Genomic DNA, 20,032 nt, shown 5'->3' with positions numbered 1-20,032 from the left:
CCGTCAGGGGCGCGGGGCAGCTACATATGCGGCTCCGCCGCGTGGGCGCGATCGGCCACGACGCGCCCGCGGTCGAGGTCCCCCAGCTACCTCCCCCAGCTACCTCCCCCAGCTACCTCCCCCAGCTACCGCTGGGGGTGCCCCCAGGAGGTGCCCCCAGGAGGTGCCCCCAGGGGGCTTCGCCCCGGACCCCTGGGGTGGTGCGTCGGCTGCGGGCCGGTGGGGGCTGGTCGCGCAGTTCCCCGCGCCCCTTAGGGGCACTACCCCGCGACCTGCGCCAGGTACCCCGTCACATCCCCCAACTCGTCCGTCGCCACCGCGACATACCCGTCCGGCCGGACCAGGAACAACCCCGAGCCGTACGCCGCCTTGGCGTGCCCCTCCGGGTCCAGGAGGTCCGGGGACGGGCCGCCTATGCGGTACGTGCGGGCCCCGGTCACCTCTGTCACCTCGGTCCCCCCGGCACCCGTCAGGTCCAGCAGCGTGAAGTGCGGGCCCCTGAAGGCGTCGAAGAGGCGGAACACCTCGCCGGAGGCGTCCCGGCAGGGGGCGTCCGGGGCGCGGTCGCCGGCGTGGAGGGCGTCCTCCGGGACGGCGTCGCGGTGCTCCCGGGTCAGCCCGCTCTCCCGGTAGTTCAGGTGCAGTTGGTGCGTCTCGGGGCCGCGGCGGCTCAAGCCGTTCGAGCCCGAGGAGCGGTCCTTGATGTGCTGGCGCGTGCTCAGGCCCAGGACGTCCGCCGCCACCCGGCCCCGCTCGTCGTCGTACGTGTCGAGCAGCGCGTCCGGCGCGCCTCCCCGCAGCACGGCGGCCAGCTTCCAGCCCAGGTTGTACGCGTCCTGGACACTGGTGTTGAGGCCCTGGCCGCCCGCGGGGGAGTGGATGTGGGCGGCGTCCCCCGCGAGGAAGACGCGGCCGGTGCGGAAGCGCTCCGCCATGGCGGCCCGCGGCCGGTAGACCGACGACCAGTGCACCTGGGTCACCCGCAGGTCCGCCAGGCCGGTGCGGCGGGCGATGGTGCGGGTCAGGGCCTGCGGTGTGGCGTCGCGCTCCAGGTCGGGCTCAAAGGCCGGGTCCGTGAAGCGGACGATGGTCTGGAACGCCTCCGTGCCCTCCAGACCCCGCAGGGCGAGGAACCCGCCCTCCGCCTTGGGCCACATGTGCCAGTGGTCGCGGTCGAGTTCGCCCTCCAGCTCCAGGTCCGCGACCACCGTGGCGGTTTCGTCTATCCGGTTGCCGTTGAAGGCCGTGCCCAGCAAGCTGCGCACGGTGCTGCGGCCGCCGTCGGTGCCGACGAGGTATGCCGCACGGACCGTCTCCGTCGCGCCGTCGGCGCCGCGCAGCACTGCCGTGACGCCGTCCGCGTCCTGCGCGAATTCCGTCAGCTCCGTACCGAAGTCGACCGTGCCGCCCAGCTCTTCGAGCCGTGCGCACAGCTCCTCCACCGTCCGCCACTGCGGCACCATCAGGATCTCGGGGTACGGAATGGCCGGCGAGGTGTCGGCCCGTTCCACCAGATCCCACGTGCGCACCCGCTCCCGGCCCTCCCAGACCTGCACCGGCGGGCACGGCCCGCCCGCGGCCGCGATGGCCCCGATCACCCCCAGGTCGTCGAACACCTCCTGCGTGCGCGGCTGGATGCCCATCCCGCGCGAGCCCGGGAAGCCGCGCTCGGCGCGCTCCACCAGCCGGTACCGGACGCCGCGCCGTGCCAGGTCGATGGCCAGGACCAGGCCGGTCGGGCCGGCGCCGGCGATCAGTACGTCGACGTTCGTCTCCACCGTGTTCACGGAAGATCCCCCCTTAACGGTGTTAAGTTCACTGCACTACCAGACTGAACTGAACAGCGTTAAGCTGTCAAGGTGGCAACGCGAATCGACCGGGCCCAAGTGGCCGACACCGCCCTCCGGTTGCTGAACGAGGTGGGTCTCGAAGGCCTCACCCTGCGCCGGATCGCCAAGGAGCTCGACGTCCAGGCGCCCGCCCTCTACTGGCACTTCAAGAACAAGCAGGAACTGCTGGACGAAGTGGCGACGGAGATGATGCGCCGCATGGCCGGGCCCCTCCGCTCCGGTGGCGGCGGCACCTGGCAGGAGTGCATGGCCGTCGCCGCCCGCGAGATGCGGCGCTACCTGCTCCGCTACCGCGACGGCGCCAAGGTGTTCGGCGGTACCCGCTTCACCGACGGCACGTACGCCGGTCCGCTGGAGGGTGCCCTGAACACCCTCGTCGGCGCGGGCTTCTCGACGCACACCGCCGCCCGCGCCTGGTTCACGATGCAGACGTACACCATGGGGTACGTGATGGAGGAGCAGTCCGTCCATCCCGTGCCGGGCGGGCCGCGGGACCCGGCCTTCGAGCCCGCGTACCGGGCGGAGCGGCTGGGCGGGGGGTATCCGCTGTCGTTCGAGGCGGGGGAGGAGCTCTTCGGCGACCTCGATGCCGGGTTCGAGGCCGGGTTGACTGCCGTCATAGCGGGGATCGAGGCGACCCTGTTGTAGGGCGGTTCTTCGGCTGCGGGTCCGTCGGGGTTGCTCGCGCAGTTCCCCGCGCCCCTAGCGGGGCACGGATCCCGCCAATGCCCTCCGCAGCACCGGTGTCAGCCGCCTTTCCACCACGCGGTGCATCAGCCACGCCAGGACCAGCATCAGCCCGATCGTCAGCACGAACACCGCCGCCGAGGGCAGGCCGAGCCTGCGGTGCAGTACGCCGATCACCACCCACCCCAGGTGCTCGTGCACCAGGTAGAACGGGTAGGTCAGCGCGCCCGCGAAGGGCAGCCAGCTCCAGTTCGCCCAGGGCACCTTGCCCAGGGCGATCAGGGCCACGGCCGCGTAGCCGAGCGCCAGCACCGCGATGATCACGTAGGCCGAACGGTACGAGAAGTAGTGCGGGTTCGGCGGGTGCCACAGCCCCGCCACCGCGTAGTGCTGCCCGATCAGGAAGCTCATCGCGACGATGCCCCAGGCCAGCGCGTCGTGCCCGAAGCGGTGGACCAGGTAGAGGCCGATGCCGCCGATGAAGTACGCCGAGTACTCCGGCATGAACACCACGCGCAGCACCTCCAGATGGGAGGCCGTGGTGATCACCGTCGCCAGGGTCCACCCGGCGCAGAAGAGCACGACCCGGTGGCGCGTGGCCCCGGGCAGCACGACGCACAGGGCGAAGAGCGCGTAGAAGCGCAGCTCGGCCCAGAGCGTCCAGCACACGCCGAGCACCCGCGTGGCGCCGACCGGCTGTTGCAGCATGGTCAGGTTCACCAGGGTGTCGCTGGGGGAGACCGTCCTGTACGTCACCCACGGCAGCGCGAACGCGAGCGTCACCAGCGCGATGGCCACCCAGTACGCGGGGTACAGCCGGGCGACGCGGGAGGCGAAGAAGGAGCGCAGCGGGCGGCCCCAGCCGCTCATGCAGATGACGAAGCCGCTGATGACGAAGAAGATCTGCACCCCGAGACAGCCGTAGGCGAACGCGCCCGACAGGTGCGGGAATTCGTGGCGCGGTGACCTGCCCCACGCCTGGGCGACCTCGCCGTCCCGGCCGCCGTAGTGGTACAGCGCGACCATGAGCGCGGCGACGAGCCGCAGGCCGTCCAGGGCGCGCAGCCGGCCCGCCGCGCCGCTGCCGTGCTGTGCACCTGCGGCCGGGGCCTCGGTGAGGCGGGGGCCGGGCACGGTGGGGGCTGTCATGAGGAGGGCACCGCCGTCTTCTTGGTCAGCCGCCGCTTCACGGCCCGGGCGCGGCGTGCCATGCGCCGGAGCGTCGGATTGCGCGGCAGGAAGGAGAGCGAGGAGGGGACCGCGCCGGGCAGGCCCAGCGACGTGAGGCGGCGCCGTTTGAAGTAGCGCCGGGTACGGGGGGTCAGGTGTGCCGCGAGGTAGCGTTCGGCGGCGGGGCGCAGGTCGGGGAGGATCTGCGGCTGCATGGAGTAACCGACGGCGGCCAGCAGCCCGTTGAGGTCCACGGCGTCCGGGGCCGCCGCCTCGTCGTCCACGTCCGGCAGCAGTGCGTCGACGATCGTCACCGGCACCCGGTTGCTGTTCTGGTACGGCGTGAGCCGCTCCAGCAGCATCTCGGTGCCCGACCGGGCGACCGGCAGGCCGTAGAAGGCCTGCGCGGTGAACAGCGCCGTCGAGAAGCAGGCGACGACCAGTGCGGGCCGCAGCCGCTGGTACACGGCCTCGGCCAGGACGGGGGTGTCCAGCACGGTCAGGCGCGCGCCGAGCCGGTCCGCCTCCTCCTCCAGCAGCCGCAACCAGCGGGCGGGTGCCGAGGGATGGGGCTTGAAGATCACGGTCCGGTGTCCGCGGCGCACCGCGCCGCGCAGCATCCGCATGTGCAGCCGCTCCTCCTCCTCGGGGGTGAGGATGCCGAGCGCCGACAGGTACTGGCCGAGCAGCAGGGCCGCGCCCTCGGGGGCGTCGTCCGGCAGGCCGGCCGCGTCGGCGAGTTCGGCCAGCACCTTGGCGAAGACCTCGCCGGGGACGGTCTCCGGTTCGACGCCGAACTCCGTGAGCAGCAGCGGCTTCAGCCCGGGCACCAGGTCCAGGTGGAGCAGGCGGCGGATCCGGGTGCCGATGAGCGGGTCGAGTTTGCTGCGCGTGGGTCCGTAGCTCATCAGGCCGTCGGCGTAGACCTCGAGCGGGGCGCCGGGGAACATCTGGGCCACCGCCATGGCCGGGTTGACCTGGAGGGACTCCAGGACGATCGTCACCTCGTCGGTGCCGAGCCCCCACAGCAGCCGCAGGTGGCGCTCCCAGAGGGGGGTGTCGTCGGGGCGCGGCGACCAGCCGGTGGGGTGGAAGGGGCTGATCGTCTCGTTCCAGGACACCACGGCGTCGAAGCGGGTGCGCAGCCGCTCGAAGCCGGGGGTCGTCTCCAGGGAGGGGGTCGTCTCGGGGACGGAGGCGGTGTTGGCGACGATCAGCACGCGGCGGTCGGCCGGGCCGAGGAGGTCCGCGTCGACGGCGGCGGCCAGGGTGGCGGCCCCGTAGAGCGTGGAGGCGAGGAGCAGTTGGGTGCGGGCTGCCATCAGGCGGCCACCTCGGCGGGGGCCGGGCGGCGGCGGAGGCGGCGCAGGCGGGCTGCGCGGTCTTCGTCCATGGAATTCAGGGCGTCCTTGAGGAGATCCTGCGGCATGCGTTTCATGGCTGCTGCACTCATCGAGCGCAGGGCTTTGGCCACGGCCGGTTCGAAGCGTTCGATGCTGCCGAGGTGGTGGGAAATGATGGCGCAATACGTCCGCACGGCCTTGGGCAGGAGTTTTTCCGCGGCGGGATCGCGGGAGGTCTCGTCGATGACCTGGTCGAAAGCGCGAATGAAATCGAGCTGGCGTACGTCGCCAATCTGTGTGAGCGACGAGGCGATTCCGCGCCGGTAGAACACGCCCAGCAGTCCGGCCACCGCGAACGACTGCGACTCGCGGTGCAGCCGCCAGATCCAGGGGCGGTCCTCGGCGGTGCGCAGGCCGTGCTTGAAGTGCAGCAGCCCCGCGTCCAGCAGGCGGCGGTGGTAGATGCCGGCCCAGGCGTAGGCGTAGTCGACGGACGTCGAGCGGTCGGCGGGGAGTATCGCGTCGCGCGGCCGGAGCGCGACATCGCGGCGGCCGATCGGCACCCGGTGCACGGTGCGGACGGGGCCGGTGCACTGGACGTGGTCGGTGCGGACGAAGTCGACGTCCAACGCCTCGACGGCGTCCAGCAGTTGCGGGTAGTAGCCGGGCGCCAGCCAGTCGTCGCCGTCCAGGAAGGTCAGGTACGTGCCGCGGGCGTGGTCCAGGCCCGTGTTGCGGGCGGTGGCGAGGCCGCCGTTCCGCTCGTGGCGCACGAGCACGGCCCCGGGCAGCTCGCGCGCCGCCCGTTCCAGGATGCCCGGCGTCCCGTCGGTCGAACAGTCGTCGACGAGAATGAATTCGAAGTCCTCGCGTGCGTTCGCACGCAGGCTGCGCAGGGCGTCCGGAGCGTATGCCTGCACGTTGAAGAACGGCACGATGACGGAGAGCTTGACCACTCACGGAACGGTAGGCGGCGCTCCGGCATTTACTCTGACCGCGGCCGGAAGCGAAGGTGAACGAAGCGGGTCGGAATGATGAACCGGGCCTGCGCGTCAACCGATTCGCCGATCGTCGTTGTGCTGTTTACCGGTTGTTGTGCCTGCGTTGGGCAGCGAAACGGAATGAATTCCTATCGTCGGCGACGTGCCCACACGTACCGAATCCCCGCCACGGGTCGCCGTGCTCGCGGACTCCGACACGCGATGGAAATGGGGAGCACTCACCGCGCACCGGCTCGTGCCCGGCGCCCGGCCGGACGGGTTCCTGCTGCGGGGGCGCGCGACGCCCACGGTGCGGCAGCTCGCCGAAGTCGGGGCCGACGCCGCCGCGTTGCGCGAGGTCACGGGCACGGAGTTCGTCCGCGCGGCACACCCGGACCGGTACGACGTGATCGTCCTCGCGTGCGTCGGCGGAGCCGTCCAGGCCATGCTGCACGGGCTCGGGCACGCGTGGGACGGCGTCGCGCAGCGGCCCGTCGTGGTCACCGGCTACGTCGGGGTCGTATACGAAAAACTCGCCGACGGGCTGCTGTTGCGGCACGGCGCAGACGTGGTCCTGGCCAACTCCCGGCACGACGCGGAGCGCTTCCGCGCCGTGTACGCCGGAGCGGGCGCCGGCGCGGAGAGCGTCACCGAGTGCGCCCTGCCCTTCCTCGGGGGCGAACCCTACGAGGCCGGGTGCCAAGTCCGCCCGTACACCGTGGTGTTCGCCGCCCAGCCCTCGGTGCCGGAGAGCCGCGCCGACCGGATGTACCTGCTGGAGCGCGCCGCCGGACACGCCCGGCTGCACCCGGACCGCGAGGTCCTCGTCAAACTGCGCAGCAAGCCCGGAGAGCACACCACACACATCGAGGAACACCCCTACCAGAAGTTGGCCGCCCGACTGAAGGGCGGAGCGCCCCCCAACTTCCGCCTCGTGTACGGGCACATGGGCGAGGTCCTGGACCGCGCCGACCTCCTCGTCACCGTCAGCTCCACCGCCGCCCTGGAGTCCCTGCACCGGGCGGTCCCCACCGCCGTCCTCACCGACCTCGGCATCCGCGAACCCCTCGGCAACCACCACTTCCTCGGCTCCGGCTGCCTCGCCTCCTGGGACGAGCTCGACGCCGGCCTGCTGCCCGCACCCGACCCGGAGTGGTCGGCCCGCCAAGGTCTCGGAGGAGGTGCCGTGGACGTCCCCCACGAGCAGGCCTTCGCCACCGCGCGCGAACGGGTCGCCCACCTGTGCGCCCAGCCGCAACTCCCGCCGCTCGCCCCCTACTACACGGCCCGCACCGCCCCCGGCTACCTCCCCGGCATCCTCGCCCGCCACGGCTTCGACCCCGGCGGCCGCCCCCTGCCCGGCCGCGCCGCCCCCGAGCGGCCGGAGAGCGCCCTGCGCCGCGCCACCCGCAACGCCCTGCGCGACGCGGCCCGCGGCGCCTACCGGCACGGGGTGCAGCGCGTGGCCCCCGTCATCCGGCGGCTGGGGGAGCTGTGACACCGACCCCGAACCCCTCCGAGGAGCGCACCATGCCCGCCGTCCTGGCCGTCGTCCCCGCACGCGGCGGTTCCAAGGGGGTGCCCGCCAAGAACCTCGCCCCGGTCGGCGGCGTGCCCCTGGTCGTCCGCGCGGTCCGGGCCTGCCGCGCGGCACGCCTGGTCACCGACGTCGTCGTCTCCACCGACGACCCGGCCATCGCGGCCGCGGCCCGGGAGGCGGGCGCGGAAGTGGTCCGGCGCCCGGACGCGATCGCGGGCGACACCGCCACCAGCGAGGCGGCGGTGCTGCACGCGATGGACGCGTACGAGTCCGCGCACGGCACGGCGGTGGACACCGTCCTGCTGGTGCAGTGCACGAGCCCGTTCCTCACCGGGGAGGACGTCGACGCGGTCGCCGCCGCGGTCGTCGAACAGGGCGCCGACAGCGCGCTCGCCGTGGCCCCGTTCCACGGATTCGTGTGGCGCGCGGCCCCGGAAGGGCCCGCCGTTCCCGTCCAGGGCGGCCCCCGCACCGCCGCCCGGCCCGACGACACGCACGGGGTCAACCACGACAAGTCCCACCGTCCGCGCCGCCAGGACCGCCCCCAGGACTGGCTGGAGACCGGCGCCGCCTACGCCATGCGCGCCGCCGGCTTCCGCACCGCACGGCACCGCTTCTTCGGCCGCACCGAGCTCGTACGCACCGACGCCGCACGGGTGTTGGAGATCGACGAGCCGCACGACCTCGACCGGGCCCGCGCCCTCGCACCCCTGCTCGGCACCGGCAACAGCAGGCCCGCCCTGGACGACGTCGACGCCGTCGTCCTCGACTTCGACGGCACCCAGACCGACGACCGCGTCCTCATCGACGCCGACGGACGCGAACTCGTCGCCGTCCACCGCGGCGACGGGCTCGGCGTCGCCGCCCTGCGCCGCGCCGGGCTGGACCTGCTGATCCTCTCCACCGAGACCAACCCCGTCGTCGCCGCCCGCGGCCGCAAGCTCGGCATCCCCGTCGTGCACGGCAGCGAGCACAAGGACCACGCCCTCAAGCAGTGGTGCGAGGAGCGCGGCATCGCCCCCGACCGGGTGCTCTACGTCGGCAACGACGTCAACGACCTGCCCTGCTTCGGCCTCGTCGGCTGGCCCGTCGCCGTGGCGAACGCCCACGGCTCCGTACGGGCGGCGGCCCGCGCGGTGACCTCCGCACCCGGCGGCAGCGGTGCCGTCCGGGAGATCGCCTCATGGCTCCTAGGGGGCGTCTGGTGAGCCAGCACGGGCCCTGCGGCGTCTGGCACGGCACCTCGCCGCGTTGTCGCATCACCCTCCCCCATAGCCCTGAACGGGCATGGGGGTGCCCCCATCGCCCAGTACGCGGGCGATGCTCCGCCTTGCGATCCACCGCACCAGACGCCGCAGGGCCCGCACTGGCCCACCAGACACCCCCTAGGCCCCGAACTCTGAGCACCCCGACCACAGCCCCTTCCCCTTAAGGAACCGCCTCACCATGAGCCCCGCCAGCACCGCAGCACGGACCCGTCTCCTCGGCCGGAAGCCCGTCGGCCCCGGCCACCCCGTCTACGTCACCGGCGAGATCGGCATCAACCACAACGGCGACCTGGACACGGCGCTCGCCCTCATCGACGCCGCCGCCGACGCCGGCTGCGACGCGGTGAAGTTCCAGAAGCGCACCCCCGAGGTCTGCACCCCGCGCGACCAGTGGGCCCTGGAGCGGGACACGCCGTGGGGCCGGATGACGTACATCGACTACCGCCACCGGGTGGAGTTCGGCGAGGACGAGTACCGCAGGATCGACTCGTACTGCCGCGAGCGCGGCATCGCCTGGTTCGCCTCGCCCTGGGACACCGAGTCCGTCGCCTTCCTGGAGAAGTTCGACCTGCCCGCCCACAAGGTCGCCTCCGCCTCGCTCACCGACGACGAACTCCTGCGCACCCTGCGCGCCACCGGCCGCACCGTGATCCTGTCGACCGGCATGTCCACCCCGAAGCAGATCCGGCACGCCGTCGAGGTCCTCGGCAGCGACAACATCGTGCTCTGCCACGCCACCTCGACCTACCCGGCCAAGGCCGCCGAGCTCAACCTGCGCGTCATCCACACCCTCCAGGCCGAGTACCCCAACGTCCCCATCGGCTACTCCGGTCACGAGACGGGCCTGCAGACCACCCTCGCCGCGGTCGCCCTCGGCGCCGCCTTCGTCGAGCGGCACATCACCCTCGACCGCGCCATGTGGGGCTCCGACCAGGCGGCTTCCGTCGAACCGGGCGGCCTGCAGCGGCTGGTGCGCGACATCCGGGTGGTCGAGGAGTCGCTGGGCGACGGCGTGAAGCGGGTGTACGACAGCGAGCTCGGTCCGATGCGCAAGCTGCGCCGGGTGACGGGCGTCGTCGCCGAGGGCGGCGACCGCGAGCCCGTCGCCGTCTGACGGGCGCGCCACGGTGACCTCTCCCGCGGGGGCCTCTGCCGGCCCCTCCCCGGAGGCGGCGGCCACTCCCGTCCGCCGTCTCCGGGGCCCACGGAGCGAGCAGAGCCCGGCCCGCACGCTGGCCTTCGTCGAGAGCCCGGTCCAGCTGCTCAACGTCCTCGAATGGGCGCACCTCGGCGCGCCCCGCCGCCCGGCGCGGCAGGCCGGGCAGGCCGGGCAGGCCGGGCAGGCCAGGCAGGCCAGTCAAACCACGGACGGCGTGCCCCGCCAGCCCGGGCCCCGCGACGTCGAGACGGAGCCCCCGGACCCCGGCGACCCGGACGAGCCGCGCGACGCGTCCGACCTGCTGGACCTGCTGGTCGTCGTGCTCGCCCCGCACGACCCCATGACCCGCGGCCAGCTGCGCCGCATGGCCGAACTGGCCCGCGACCAGGGGCACCGTGTGCAGTGGACCGAGGCCCGGGGCGGCCCCGCGGCGCCCGTGCAGACCGTCGGCTCGCTCGCCGGACCGCTGCGCCGGGCGCACCGCATCGTCATCGGCGACCCGTTCTCCCGCTATGTGCAGCTGCTGCTGACCATCACCCGGGCCCGGGAGCTGGTGGTGGTGGACGACGGCACGGCCACGATGGAGTTCGTCTCCCAACTCGCCCGCGGGGAAAGGCTGGTGAGATGGCACCGCAGAGGTGAACGCGGGGCGCGTGACCTCGTTTTCGCGCCGGTCTCTGCTTCCGCACGCCGGAGGCTCACCCCGAACGACCGCCGGAGCGTGGAGATCTTCACCTCCATGCCCGTCGAGGCCCCACCCGGCGTGACCGTCACCGCCAACGACTTCGCCTGGACCCGCGCCTCCTTCGGCCCGCCCCGCCTCACCCGCACCACGGACCTCGTGGGCACCAATCTGGTCGAGACCGGCGTGGTGGACCCCGAGCGCTACCTGGCCGCCGTCGCCGCCCTGGCCGAGGCCCACGGCGCCACCCGCTACTTCGCCCACCGCCGCGAGAGCACCGACAAGCTGCGCCGGATAGCCACCGGCCTCGGCCTGGAGGTCGTCCGCCCGGAGCTGCCGCTCGAACTGATCGCCCGCCGCGGCCCCATAGGGCGCACCGTGCTCAGCTTCCCCTCCACCGTGGTGCACACCCTGCCGCTGGCCCTCGCCGGCACAGGCGTCACCGTGGCCGTGTGCGACATCGACCCCGACTGGCTCACCGAGCACGCCTCGCCCCGCGCGGAGGGCTTCCTCTCCGGGGTCACCGGCACGGCCCGCGAGGTACACCGACTGCCGCCGATGCCCGTACCCGCGCGGTGTGTCGCCGAAGGTACGCCGTAAATACGGGTCATACCCCTCGGCAAACCCATCCATGCGGCTGAACTTTTCTTGATCGATGGGTAGTTGCCCCATTCGGGGCTCTAATCTTCCAAGGGTGAATCATCTGATGCCCTGCGAAGCCGACCCCGACACTGCCCAGGGCGACCTGCCCGGCGCGCTGCCCCCGGAGCTGCGCGCCGAACTGATCGCCTTCCGCCGGGACTTGCACATGCACCCCGAACTGGGCAACCGCGAGTTCCGCACCACCGCGGCAGTACGGGAGCGGCTCGAAAAAGCAGGCCTCAGACCACGCACGCTCACCACCGGCACCGGGCTCATCTGTGACATCGGCCGGGACAGCGCCTCGTACGCCGCCTCCGGCCGCCCCGTCCTGGCACTGCGCGCCGACCTCGACGCGCTGCCCATCCCGGACACCAAGACCGTCCCCTACCGCTCGACCGTCCCCGCCATGGCGCACGCCTGCGGCCACGACGTGCACACCACCGTCGTGCTCGGCGCCGGGCTGGTCCTCGCGGGGCTCGCGGAGCAGGGGCTGCTGCCGCACCCGGTCCGGCTGGTCTTCCAGCCGGCCGAGGAGGTGCTGCCGGGCGGCGCGCTGGACGCCATCGAGTCCGGGGCGCTGGACGGGGTGGGCCGGATCCTCGCGGTGCACTGCGACCCCAAGGTCGAAGTGGGCCGGATCGGGCTGCGGATCGGGCCCATCACCTCCGCCTGCGACCGCCTGGAGGTCACCCTCAGCGGCCCCGGCGGCCACACCGCCCGCCCGCACCTCACCACCGACCTGGTGACCGCCGCCGCCCGGGTGGCCACCGACGTGCCGGCCCTGCTCGCCCGCCGTGTCGACACCCGCTCGGGCCTCGCCGTCACCTGGGGCCGCCTGGAGGCGGGCCACGCGTGCAACGTCATCCCGCAGGACGCGCGGCTCTCCGGCACGGTCCGCTGCCTGGACATCCAGGCCTGGCGCGACGCGCCGGACGCGGTGCACGCCGCCGTCGACGAGGTCGCCGGGATGCACCGCGCCAAGTCGGAGATCAGCTACGTCCGCGGGGTGCCCCCCGTCATGAACGATCCGGAGGTCACCGGCCTGCTGCGGCGCGCCATGACGGCGCGCCGCGGCCGCTATGCGGTGGAGGACACCGAGCAGAGCCTGGGCGGCGAGGACTTCTCCTGGTACCTGGAGCACGTCCCCGGTGCGATGGCCCGCCTGGGTGTCCGCCCAGTGGGGGATACGACCCGCCGTGACCTGCATTGCGGTGATTTCGATGTGGACGAGGGCGCGATCGAGGTGGGGGTGGAGCTCTTCACCGCCGCAGCTTTGCTCGATGGCAACCGAATGTGAGCATTCGCGTCGGGAAGTGTTCGCGACGAATCGATAACGGCTTGCCTACACCCCTTTTATCTGCATCTACGCGCGTTACGATTCCCGCGAACCAGCGCCAATGGAGGCGCTTCGTAGTGAAGGGGCCCTCTGTGCGCCGGGTATCCACCATCACTGTCGCGGGCATCAGTACCGCGGCTCTTGCATTCACTCTTTCGGCCTGTGGCTCGTCCTCGACCGAGTCCAGCGGTGGCTCGGGCAAGGGCGTGGGCCTCGCCTTCGACGTCGGCGGCCGTGACGACCACTCCTTCAACGAGTCCGCCGCCCGTGGCGTGGACAAGGCGAAGAAGGACCTCGGCATCGACAACAAGATGATGACCGCCAAGAACGGCGAGACCGAGGCCGACCGCGAGCAGCGGCTGAACTCCCTCGCCGAGGCGGGCTACAACCCGGTCATCGGCGTGGGCTTCAACTACGCGAAGTCGATCGAGAAGGTCGCCAAGGACTACCCCAAGACGACCTTCGGCATCGTCGACTCGGTCGTCCCCGGCAGCAATGTCGACAGCATCACCTTCGGCGAGCACGAGGGCTCCTACCTCGCGGGTGTCGCCGCCGCGCTGAAGTCGAAGAACCACAAGGTCGGCTTCATCGGCGGTGTGAACAACGCGCTGATCCAGAAGTTCCAGGCGGGCTTCGAGCAGGGTGTGAAGGACACGGACTCCAACGTCCAGGTCACCTCGCAGTACCTGTACCCGAACAACGACAAGGGCTTCAACGACCCGGCGGCTGCCAAGGACAAGGCCAAGGGCATGCTCGACTCGGGCATCGACGTGATCTACACCGCGGCCGGCCTCTCCGGCAACGGTTCGATCGAGGCCGTCGCCGGCCAGAAGGGTGCCTGGGCGATCGGCGTCGACTCCGACCAGTACCAGCAGCCGGGCCTGGAGCAGTACAAGAGCTCCATCCTCACCTCCGTGGTGAAGAACGTGGACGTCGCGGTCTACGACCTCGTCAAGAGCGTCAAGGACGGCAAGCCGCTCACCGGTGAGCACAAGTACCTGCTGAAGGACGACGGCGTTTCGCTGGCCACCTCCGGCGGCTTCATCGACGACATCAAGGACAAGATCGAGGCCGCGAAGAAGAAGATCGTGGACGGCCAGATCACGGTCCGCACCTCTCCGTGATCTGAGGACCGGTTTTCACCCGGTCCATGGACACCGCGGGCCCGGCGGGGGAACATTCCCGCCGGGCCCGCGCATACGGGTCAACGCTACGCGCGTAGCGTCCAGTTGGCCCGTATAACGTACGTTCGCCTGTCCTGCCCTCCGCTCCTTTCCCCAGAGGAGAGTGCGCCATCAAAGCGTCCACCGAAGAATCCAGCAGTACCGCCCCCGCAGTGGAACTCGCGGGAATCACCAAGAGGTTCCCCGGCGTCGTGGCCAACCACGACATCCACCTGACCGTCCGCCGCGGCACCGTCCACGCCCTCTGCGGCGAGAACGGCGCCGGCAAGTCCACCCTGATGAAGATCCTCTACGGCATGCAGAAGCCGGACGAGGGCACCATCACGCTCGGCGGCGAACAGGTCACCCTGCACAGCCCGGCCGACGCCATCGCGCGCGGCATCGGCATGGTGCACCAGCACTTCATGCTCGCCGACAACCTCACCGTCCTGGAGAACGTCGTCCTGGGCGCCGAGAAGCTGCACGGCATCGGCGGCAGGGCCCGCGCGAAGATCAAGGAGATCTCCGACGCCTACGGCCTCGGCGTGCGCCCCGACGTCCTCGTCGAGGACCTCGGCGTCGCCGACCGCCAGCGCGTGGAGATCCTCAAGGTCCTCTACCGCGGCGCGCGCACGCTGATCCTCGACGAGCCCACCGCGGTCCTGGTCCCCCAGGAGGTCGACGCGCTCTTCGACAACCTGCGCGAGCTCAAGTCCGAGGGCCTGACGGTCATCTTCATCTCGCACAAGCTGGGCGAGGTGCTCTCCGTCGCCGACGACATCACCGTCATCCGGCGCGGCACCACCGTCGGCACCGCGATCCCCAGCCAGACCACGCCCAAGCAGCTCGCCGAGCTGATGGTCGGCGAGGAACTGCCCTCGCCGGAGACCCGCGAGTCCACGGTCACCGACATCCCGATGCTGGCGGTCGACGGCCTGCACCTGTCGGCCACCGACTCCGACGGCGTCGTGCGCGCGGTGCTCGACGGCATCACCTTCACCATCCACAAGGGCGAGGTCCTCGGCCTCGCGGGCGTCGAGGGGAACGGCCAGGCCGAGCTCGTCGAGGCCATCATGGGCATGCGTTCCCCGGACGTCGGCATCGTGACCCTGGACGGCGAGGACATCACCAAGGCCCCCACGCGCAAGCGCCGCGAGGACGGCATCGGGTACATCCCCGAGGACCGCCACCGGCACGGCCTGCTGCTGGAGGCCCCGCTGTGGGAGAACCGCATCCTCGGCCACGTCACCGAGCGGCCCAACAGCAAGCGCGGCCTGATCGACACCAAGGCGGCGCGCGCCGACACCGAGCGCATCGTGCGCGAGTTCGACGTGCGCACCCCCGGCATCGACGTCACCGCGGCCTCGCTGTCCGGCGGCAACCAGCAGAAGCTGATCGTCGGCCGCGAGATGAGCCACCTGCCCAAGCTCCTCATCGCCGCCCACCCCACCCGGGGCGTGGACGTCGGTGCGCAGGCGCAGATCTGGGACCAGATCCGCGAGGCGCGCCACGAGGGCCTGGCCGTGCTGCTGATCTCCGCGGACCTGGACGAGCTCATCGGGCTCTCCGACACCCTGCGGGTGATGTTCCGCGGCCGCCTGGTCGCCGACGCCGACCCCGCCACGATCACCCCGGAGGAGCTCGGCTCCGCCATGACCGGCGCCGCCAGCGGCCACCTCGAACACCACGAGGAGGGCGAGCAGGGCAAGGCGAGCAAGCCGGGCAAGCAGGGCGAGCAGGGGTCCGGAGGGAAGCCGAAGCCGCCGGAGCGCGGAGCGTCCGCGGAGCCGGAGGCCGACGTCCCGAAGACCGCGGCGGCGGCCCCGAAGCCCCGGAAGGCCGGCGCGTCCCCGCAGGCCAAGAAGCCCGGGAACAGCGGGCCCAGCCGGAACAAGTCCAAGAAGAACAAGAAGAAGCGGAGGCGGTGACGAAGTGAAGAAGATCGACAAGAACAGGCTGATCCTGGGCCTCGCCGCCCCGGTCCTGGCGATCGTGGCCGCCCTGGCCATCACCTCGATCATCATCGGCGTCACCGGCAAGGACCCGTTCCACGCCTACCAAGTGATGATCGACTTCGGCTCGAAGGCCGACAGCCAGGTCTGGATCATCAACAAGGCGACGCCGTACTACCTTTCGGCGCTGGCGGTGGCCGTCGGCTTCCGGATGAACCTCTTCAACATCGGCGTCGACGGCCAGTACCGCATCGCGGCCTTCTTCGCCGCCGTCGTCGGCGGCGCGCTGACGCTGCCGGGCATCATCGAGATCCCGCTGATCATCATCGTGGCGATGGCGGTCGGCGCGCTCTGGGCGGGCATCGCCGGTCTGCTGAAGACCAGCCGCGGCGTCAACGAGGTCATCAGCACGATCATGCTGAACGCCATCGGCGCCTCGGTCATCGGCTACTTCCTGCAGGACGGCCGGCTGGCGAAGAAGGAGGGCAACCTGATCCACACGCCCTACCTGCCGGACTCCGCGCACTTCTTCGAGATCCCGACCCAGACCAAGCCGATCTACGGCTTCGTGGTGATCGCCGCCCTCGCCGGCGTCGCCTACTGGTTCCTCCTCAACCGCACCCGCTTCGGCTTCGACCTGCGCACCGTCGGTCAGTCCGAGAGCGCGGCCCAGGCCAGCGGCGTGAGCGTCAAGCGCATGGTGGTCACCTCCATGCTGATCTCCGGTGCCCTCGCCGGCCTCGTCGGCATGCCGACCCTGCTCGGCGTCTCGTACAACTACGGCACCGACTTCCCCACCGGCATCGGCTTCACCGGTATCGCCATCGCCCTGCTCGGCCGCAACAACCCCGTCGGCATGGCGCTCGCCGCCCTGCTCTGGGGCTTCCTCGAGCGCACCGGCACCCAGCTGGAGTTCGAGGGCTATGCGCAGGAAATCGTCGGCGTGATCCAGGGCGTCATCGTCCTGTGCGTCGTCATCGCATACGAGCTCGTCCGCCGGTACGGACTCAAGGCCCAGCAGCGGAAGGTCGGCGAGGAGCTCGCCGCCCAGGCCCGCAAGAGCGACAAGGCGGAGGTATCCGCGTGAGTACGACCTTCACCGCCGCGCTCGCCAAGGGGCTGCGGGGCAACAACAACGACGGCGGGAAGCGCAAGCTCTCCTACCCCGTCGTCCTGCTGATCGTCGCCGGCGGCCTGGTGCTGCTCTCGGCGCTGCGCGTGATCACCGGCGCCACGGACCTCACCTCCGCGGGCCAGTTCAGCGGCGCGCTCGGCGCGGCCGTGCCGATCGGACTCGCAGGCCTCGGCGGCCTGTGGGCCGAGCGGTCCGGTGTCGTCAACATCGGTCTCGAAGGCATGATGATGCTCGGCACCTTCTGCGCCGGCTGGATGGGCTGGCAGCATGGCCCCTGGGCCGCGGCCCTCGCCGGTGTCGTCGGCGGCGCCCTCGGCGGCCTCGTGCACGCCCTCGCCACCGTCACCTTCGGCGTGGACCACATCATCTCCGGTGTGGCCATGAACATCCTGGCCCTCGGCATCACCCAGTACGCCGCCAAGACGCTCTTCGGCGCGGAGGGCAGCGCGGCGCAGCAGGCCGGCGGCAACGACAAGCAGTCGCCGCCCATGCCGAAGATGGGCGACTTCACCATCCCGGGCCTGTCCGACTGGCTGACCTCGGTCGAGAAGCACCACTGGTTCCTCGTCTCCGACGTCGCGGGCATGCTCGACAGCCTCGTCGACGGGGTGTCCTGGCTGACGATCGTCGCCGCCGCGCTGTTCGTCGGCACGTTCTTCGTGCTGTGGCGCACGGGCTTCGGCCTGCGGCTGCGGTCCTGCGGCGAGAGCCCGGTGGCCGCCGAGTCCCTCGGCGTCAACGTGTACGTGTACAAGTACGCGGCCGTCGTCGTCTCCGGTGCCCTCGCGGGCCTGGGCGGCGCGTTCCTCGCCATCGGCACGCACATGTACTCCGACGGCCAGACCGGCGGGCGCGGCTACATCGGTCTCGCCACGATGATCTTCGGCAACTGGCGTCCGGGCGGCGTCGCCATGGGCGCGGGCCTGTTCGGCTTCATGGACAGCCTCCAGCTGCGCTCCGGCGGCCCGACCGTCCACGCGCTGCTGCTGCTCCTGGCGGTGCTGCTGATCGGCATGGCCGCGCTGCGGCTCAAGCAGGGCAAGCAGAAGCCGGCGCTGATCAGCGCCGGCATCGCGGTGGCGCTGGCCGTCTGGTACGCGCTGACCAAGACCGTGCCGCTGGAGTTCGTCGACGCCACCCCGTACGTGGCGACGCTGCTGGTGCTCTCCGTCTCCGCACAGCGCTTGCGGATGCCGAAGGCCAACGGCAAGCCGTACCGGAAGGGACAGGGCAAGTGACTTCTCCCGCTTCGGTCGACGTCGACTGGGAGGCCCTGCGCGCGCAGGCCCGGGACGCCATGTCCCGGGCCTACGCCCCGTACTCGGGCTTCCCCGTGGGGGCCGCGGCCCTGGTCGACGACGGCCGTGTCGTCACTGGCTGCAACGTGGAGAACGCCGCGTACGGCGTGGCGCTGTGCGCCGAGTGCGGAATGGTTTCCGCACTCTTCTCCTCGGGCGGCGGCCGGCTCACGGCCTTCACCTGCTGCGACCGCAACGGCAACGTCCTGATGCCGTGCGGCCGCTGCCGTCAGCTGCTGTGGGAGCACGGCGGCCCCGAGCTCGCGGTGGACACCGCCTCCGGAATCCGCCCCCTGGCGGAACTGCTGCCGGATGCGTTTGGACCCGCCGACCTCGATCGCTGAGAATGACATCGAACGCCTGACGGGCTGGGATCACAATGTCCAGCCCGTTCGGCGTTCCCGCCCCCATGACGTAAGGAAACACTGTCGATGGACGCCATTTCCGTCATCCGCACCAAGCGTGACCGCGGCCGCCTGGCCGACGAGCAGATCGACTGGATCATCGACGCGTACACGCGCGGCGAGGTCGCCGACGAGCAGATGTCCGCACTCGCGATGGCCATCCTGCTCAACGGCATGGACCGGGCGGAGATCGCCCGCTGGACCGCCGCGATGATCAAGAGCGGCGAGCGCATGGACTTCTCCGCGCTGCCGCTGCCCACCGCCGACAAGCACTCGACCGGCGGCGTCGGCGACAAGATCACCCTGCCGCTGGCCCCGCTCGTCGCCGCGTGCGGCGCGGCCGTCCCGCAGCTGTCCGGCCGCGGCCTCGGCCACACCGGCGGCACGCTCGACAAGCTGGAGTCCATCCCCGGCTGGCGGGCGCTGCTCTCCAACGACGAGATGATGGACGTCCTGCGCAACGTCGGCTCCGTCATCTGCGCCGCGGGCGACGGCCTGGCGCCGGCGGACAAGAAGCTGTACGCGCTGCGCGACGTGACCGGCACGGTCGAGGCGATCCCGCTGATCGCCAGCTCGATCATGTCGAAGAAGATCGCCGAGGGCACCGGCTCGCTGGTCCTGGACGTGAAGGTCGGCTCCGGCGCCTTCATGAAGAACCTGGAGGACGCGCGCGAGCTCGCCTCCACGATGGTGGGCCTGGGCACCGACCACGGCGTCAAGACGGTCGCGCTGCTCACCGACATGTCCACCCCGCTCGGCCTCACCGCGGGCAACGCGCTCGAGGTCCGCGAGTCGGTGGAGGTCCTGGCGGGCGGCGGCCCGGCGGACGTCGTCGAGCTCACCCTCGCCCTGGCGCGCGAGATGCTCGACGCGGCGGGCGTGAAGGACGCCGACCCGGCCAAGGCCCTGGCCGACGGCTCCGCGATGGACCACTGGCGCCGCATGATCATCGCCCAGGGCGGCGACCCGGACGCCGTTCTTCCGGTGGCCCGGGAGCAGCACGTGGTGAAGGCCGCGTCCACGGGTGTCCTCACCAAGCTGGACGCCTACGCCGTGGGCGTCTCGGCCTGGCGCCTGGGCGCGGGCCGCGCCCGCAAGGAGGACCCGGTGCAGGCCGGCGCGGGCATCGAGATGCACGCCAAGCCGGGCGACTCCGTCGTGGCGGGGCAGCCGCTGATGACGCTGCACACGGACACGCCGGAGAAGTTCGACTACGCGCTCGCCGCGCTGGACGGGGGCGTGGAGATCGCCGCCGAGGGCACGGCGTTCGAGCCCAACCCGATCGTGCTCGGCCGGATCGCGTAGGACAGCGCCCCGAAAGGGGCGCGGGGAACTGCGCGACCAGCCACGATGCACCTGCAGATGACGTGCTGCCCCGGGGCGGTGCGTCGGCTGCGGGCCGACTGTGGCTGATCGCGCAGTT

At 71.6% G+C, this 20,032-nt stretch carries 15 protein-coding genes and 1 pseudogene; 12 read left to right on the top strand and 4 right to left on the bottom strand.

Annotated elements, in window-relative coordinates:
• Positions 1-260 precede the first annotated feature (260 nt).
• Positions 261-1,787, bottom strand: coding sequence for an FAD-dependent monooxygenase (locus ACMATS_RS14900; protein ID WP_414168143.1), 1,527 nt, complete (start codon positions 1,785-1,787; stop codon positions 261-263).
• Positions 1,788-1,859: 72 nt separating this feature from the next.
• Between ACMATS_RS14900 and ACMATS_RS14895 the strand changes: the two genes are divergently transcribed.
• Entirely contained in the window at positions 1,860-2,498 is a 639-nt protein-coding gene (locus ACMATS_RS14895; RefSeq protein WP_414168142.1) for a TetR/AcrR family transcriptional regulator C-terminal domain-containing protein, read from the top strand.
• A gap of 54 nt (positions 2,499-2,552) precedes the next feature.
• Here ACMATS_RS14895 and ACMATS_RS14890 read toward each other — a convergent pair whose 3' ends face one another.
• The 3 genes from ACMATS_RS14890 to ACMATS_RS14880 are packed head-to-tail and all read right to left on the bottom strand — an operon-like array spanning position 2,553 to position 6,006.
• Positions 2,553-3,686, bottom strand: coding sequence for an acyltransferase family protein (locus ACMATS_RS14890; protein ID WP_391152337.1), 1,134 nt, complete (start codon positions 3,684-3,686; stop codon positions 2,553-2,555).
• Entirely contained in the window at positions 3,683-5,029 is a 1,347-nt protein-coding gene (locus ACMATS_RS14885) for a polysialyltransferase family glycosyltransferase (RefSeq protein WP_414168141.1), read from the bottom strand. Before ACMATS_RS14885 ends, ACMATS_RS14890 begins: the two co-directional genes overlap by 4 nt.
• Complete coding sequence (locus tag ACMATS_RS14880; protein WP_390776195.1) at positions 5,029-6,006, bottom strand: glycosyltransferase family 2 protein; 978 nt, start codon at positions 6,004-6,006, stop codon at positions 5,029-5,031. The genes ACMATS_RS14885 and ACMATS_RS14880 overlap by 1 nt, the downstream gene beginning before the upstream one ends.
• 223 nt (positions 6,007-6,229) lie before the next feature.
• Between ACMATS_RS14880 and ACMATS_RS14875 the strand changes: the two genes are divergently transcribed.
• The 11 genes and pseudogenes from ACMATS_RS14875 to ACMATS_RS14825 all read left to right on the top strand — a co-directional run bounded on the left by ACMATS_RS14875 (position 6,230) and on the right by ACMATS_RS14825 (position 19,914).
• Positions 6,230-7,528 carry a DUF6716 putative glycosyltransferase gene (locus ACMATS_RS14875; RefSeq protein WP_390776774.1) on the top strand — a complete coding sequence of 433 codons (1,299 nt, stop codon included), beginning with the start codon at positions 6,230-6,232 and terminating at the stop codon, positions 7,526-7,528.
• Positions 7,529-7,560: 32 nt separating this feature from the next.
• Positions 7,561-8,778 (top strand): cytidylyltransferase domain-containing protein, encoded by a 1,218-nt coding sequence (locus tag ACMATS_RS14870; RefSeq protein ID WP_414170727.1) that lies wholly within the window; start codon positions 7,561-7,563, stop codon positions 8,776-8,778.
• A 238-nt stretch (positions 8,779-9,016) separates the two neighbouring features.
• Positions 9,017-9,952, top strand: coding sequence for an N-acetylneuraminate synthase family protein (locus ACMATS_RS14865; protein WP_390776196.1), 936 nt, complete (start codon positions 9,017-9,019; stop codon positions 9,950-9,952).
• Between the two features lie 118 nt (positions 9,953-10,070).
• On the top strand, positions 10,071-11,279 hold the full coding sequence (locus ACMATS_RS14860; RefSeq protein WP_414170726.1) for a hypothetical protein: 1,209 nt from the start codon (positions 10,071-10,073) through the stop codon (positions 11,277-11,279).
• 106 nt (positions 11,280-11,385) lie between these two features.
• Entirely contained in the window at positions 11,386-12,618 is a 1,233-nt protein-coding gene (locus tag ACMATS_RS14855; RefSeq protein ID WP_390776776.1) for an amidohydrolase, read from the top strand.
• A 131-nt stretch (positions 12,619-12,749) separates the two neighbouring features.
• The gene (locus ACMATS_RS14850; RefSeq protein ID WP_390776198.1) at positions 12,750-13,781 is read left to right on the top strand and encodes a BMP family lipoprotein; all 1,032 of its coding nucleotides are present in this window, start codon (positions 12,750-12,752) and stop codon (positions 13,779-13,781) included.
• Between the two features lie 212 nt (positions 13,782-13,993).
• A pseudogene (locus tag ACMATS_RS14845) lies at positions 13,994-15,532 on the top strand (ABC transporter ATP-binding protein); the annotation flags it as partial.
• A 220-nt stretch (positions 15,533-15,752) separates the two neighbouring features.
• Positions 15,753-16,859: an ABC transporter permease gene (locus tag ACMATS_RS14840; RefSeq protein ID WP_390776199.1), complete on the top strand. Its 1,107-nt coding sequence runs from the start codon at positions 15,753-15,755 to the stop codon at positions 16,857-16,859.
• Positions 16,856-18,145, top strand: a complete 1,290-nt coding sequence (locus ACMATS_RS14835) for an ABC transporter permease (RefSeq protein ID WP_390776200.1) — start codon at positions 16,856-16,858, stop codon at positions 18,143-18,145. Before ACMATS_RS14840 ends, ACMATS_RS14835 begins: the two co-directional genes overlap by 4 nt.
• The gene (locus ACMATS_RS14830) at positions 18,142-18,549 is read left to right on the top strand and encodes a cytidine deaminase (RefSeq protein ID WP_390776201.1); all 408 of its coding nucleotides are present in this window, start codon (positions 18,142-18,144) and stop codon (positions 18,547-18,549) included. The genes ACMATS_RS14835 and ACMATS_RS14830 overlap by 4 nt, the downstream gene beginning before the upstream one ends.
• Positions 18,550-18,630: 81 nt before the next feature.
• A complete protein-coding gene (locus ACMATS_RS14825; protein WP_414170725.1) occupies positions 18,631-19,914 on the top strand; it encodes a thymidine phosphorylase in 1,284 nt (427 codons plus the stop codon).
• Positions 19,915-20,032: the final 118 nt, after the last annotated feature.

The organism is Streptoverticillium reticulum (assembly GCF_047456005.1).
In the GTDB taxonomy this organism is placed as follows: Bacteria; Actinomycetota; Actinomycetes; order Streptomycetales; family Streptomycetaceae; genus Streptomyces; species Streptomyces reticulum.
Note: the sequence above shows the minus strand (reverse complement) of the source record. Positions and strands in the feature narration are given on the sequence as shown.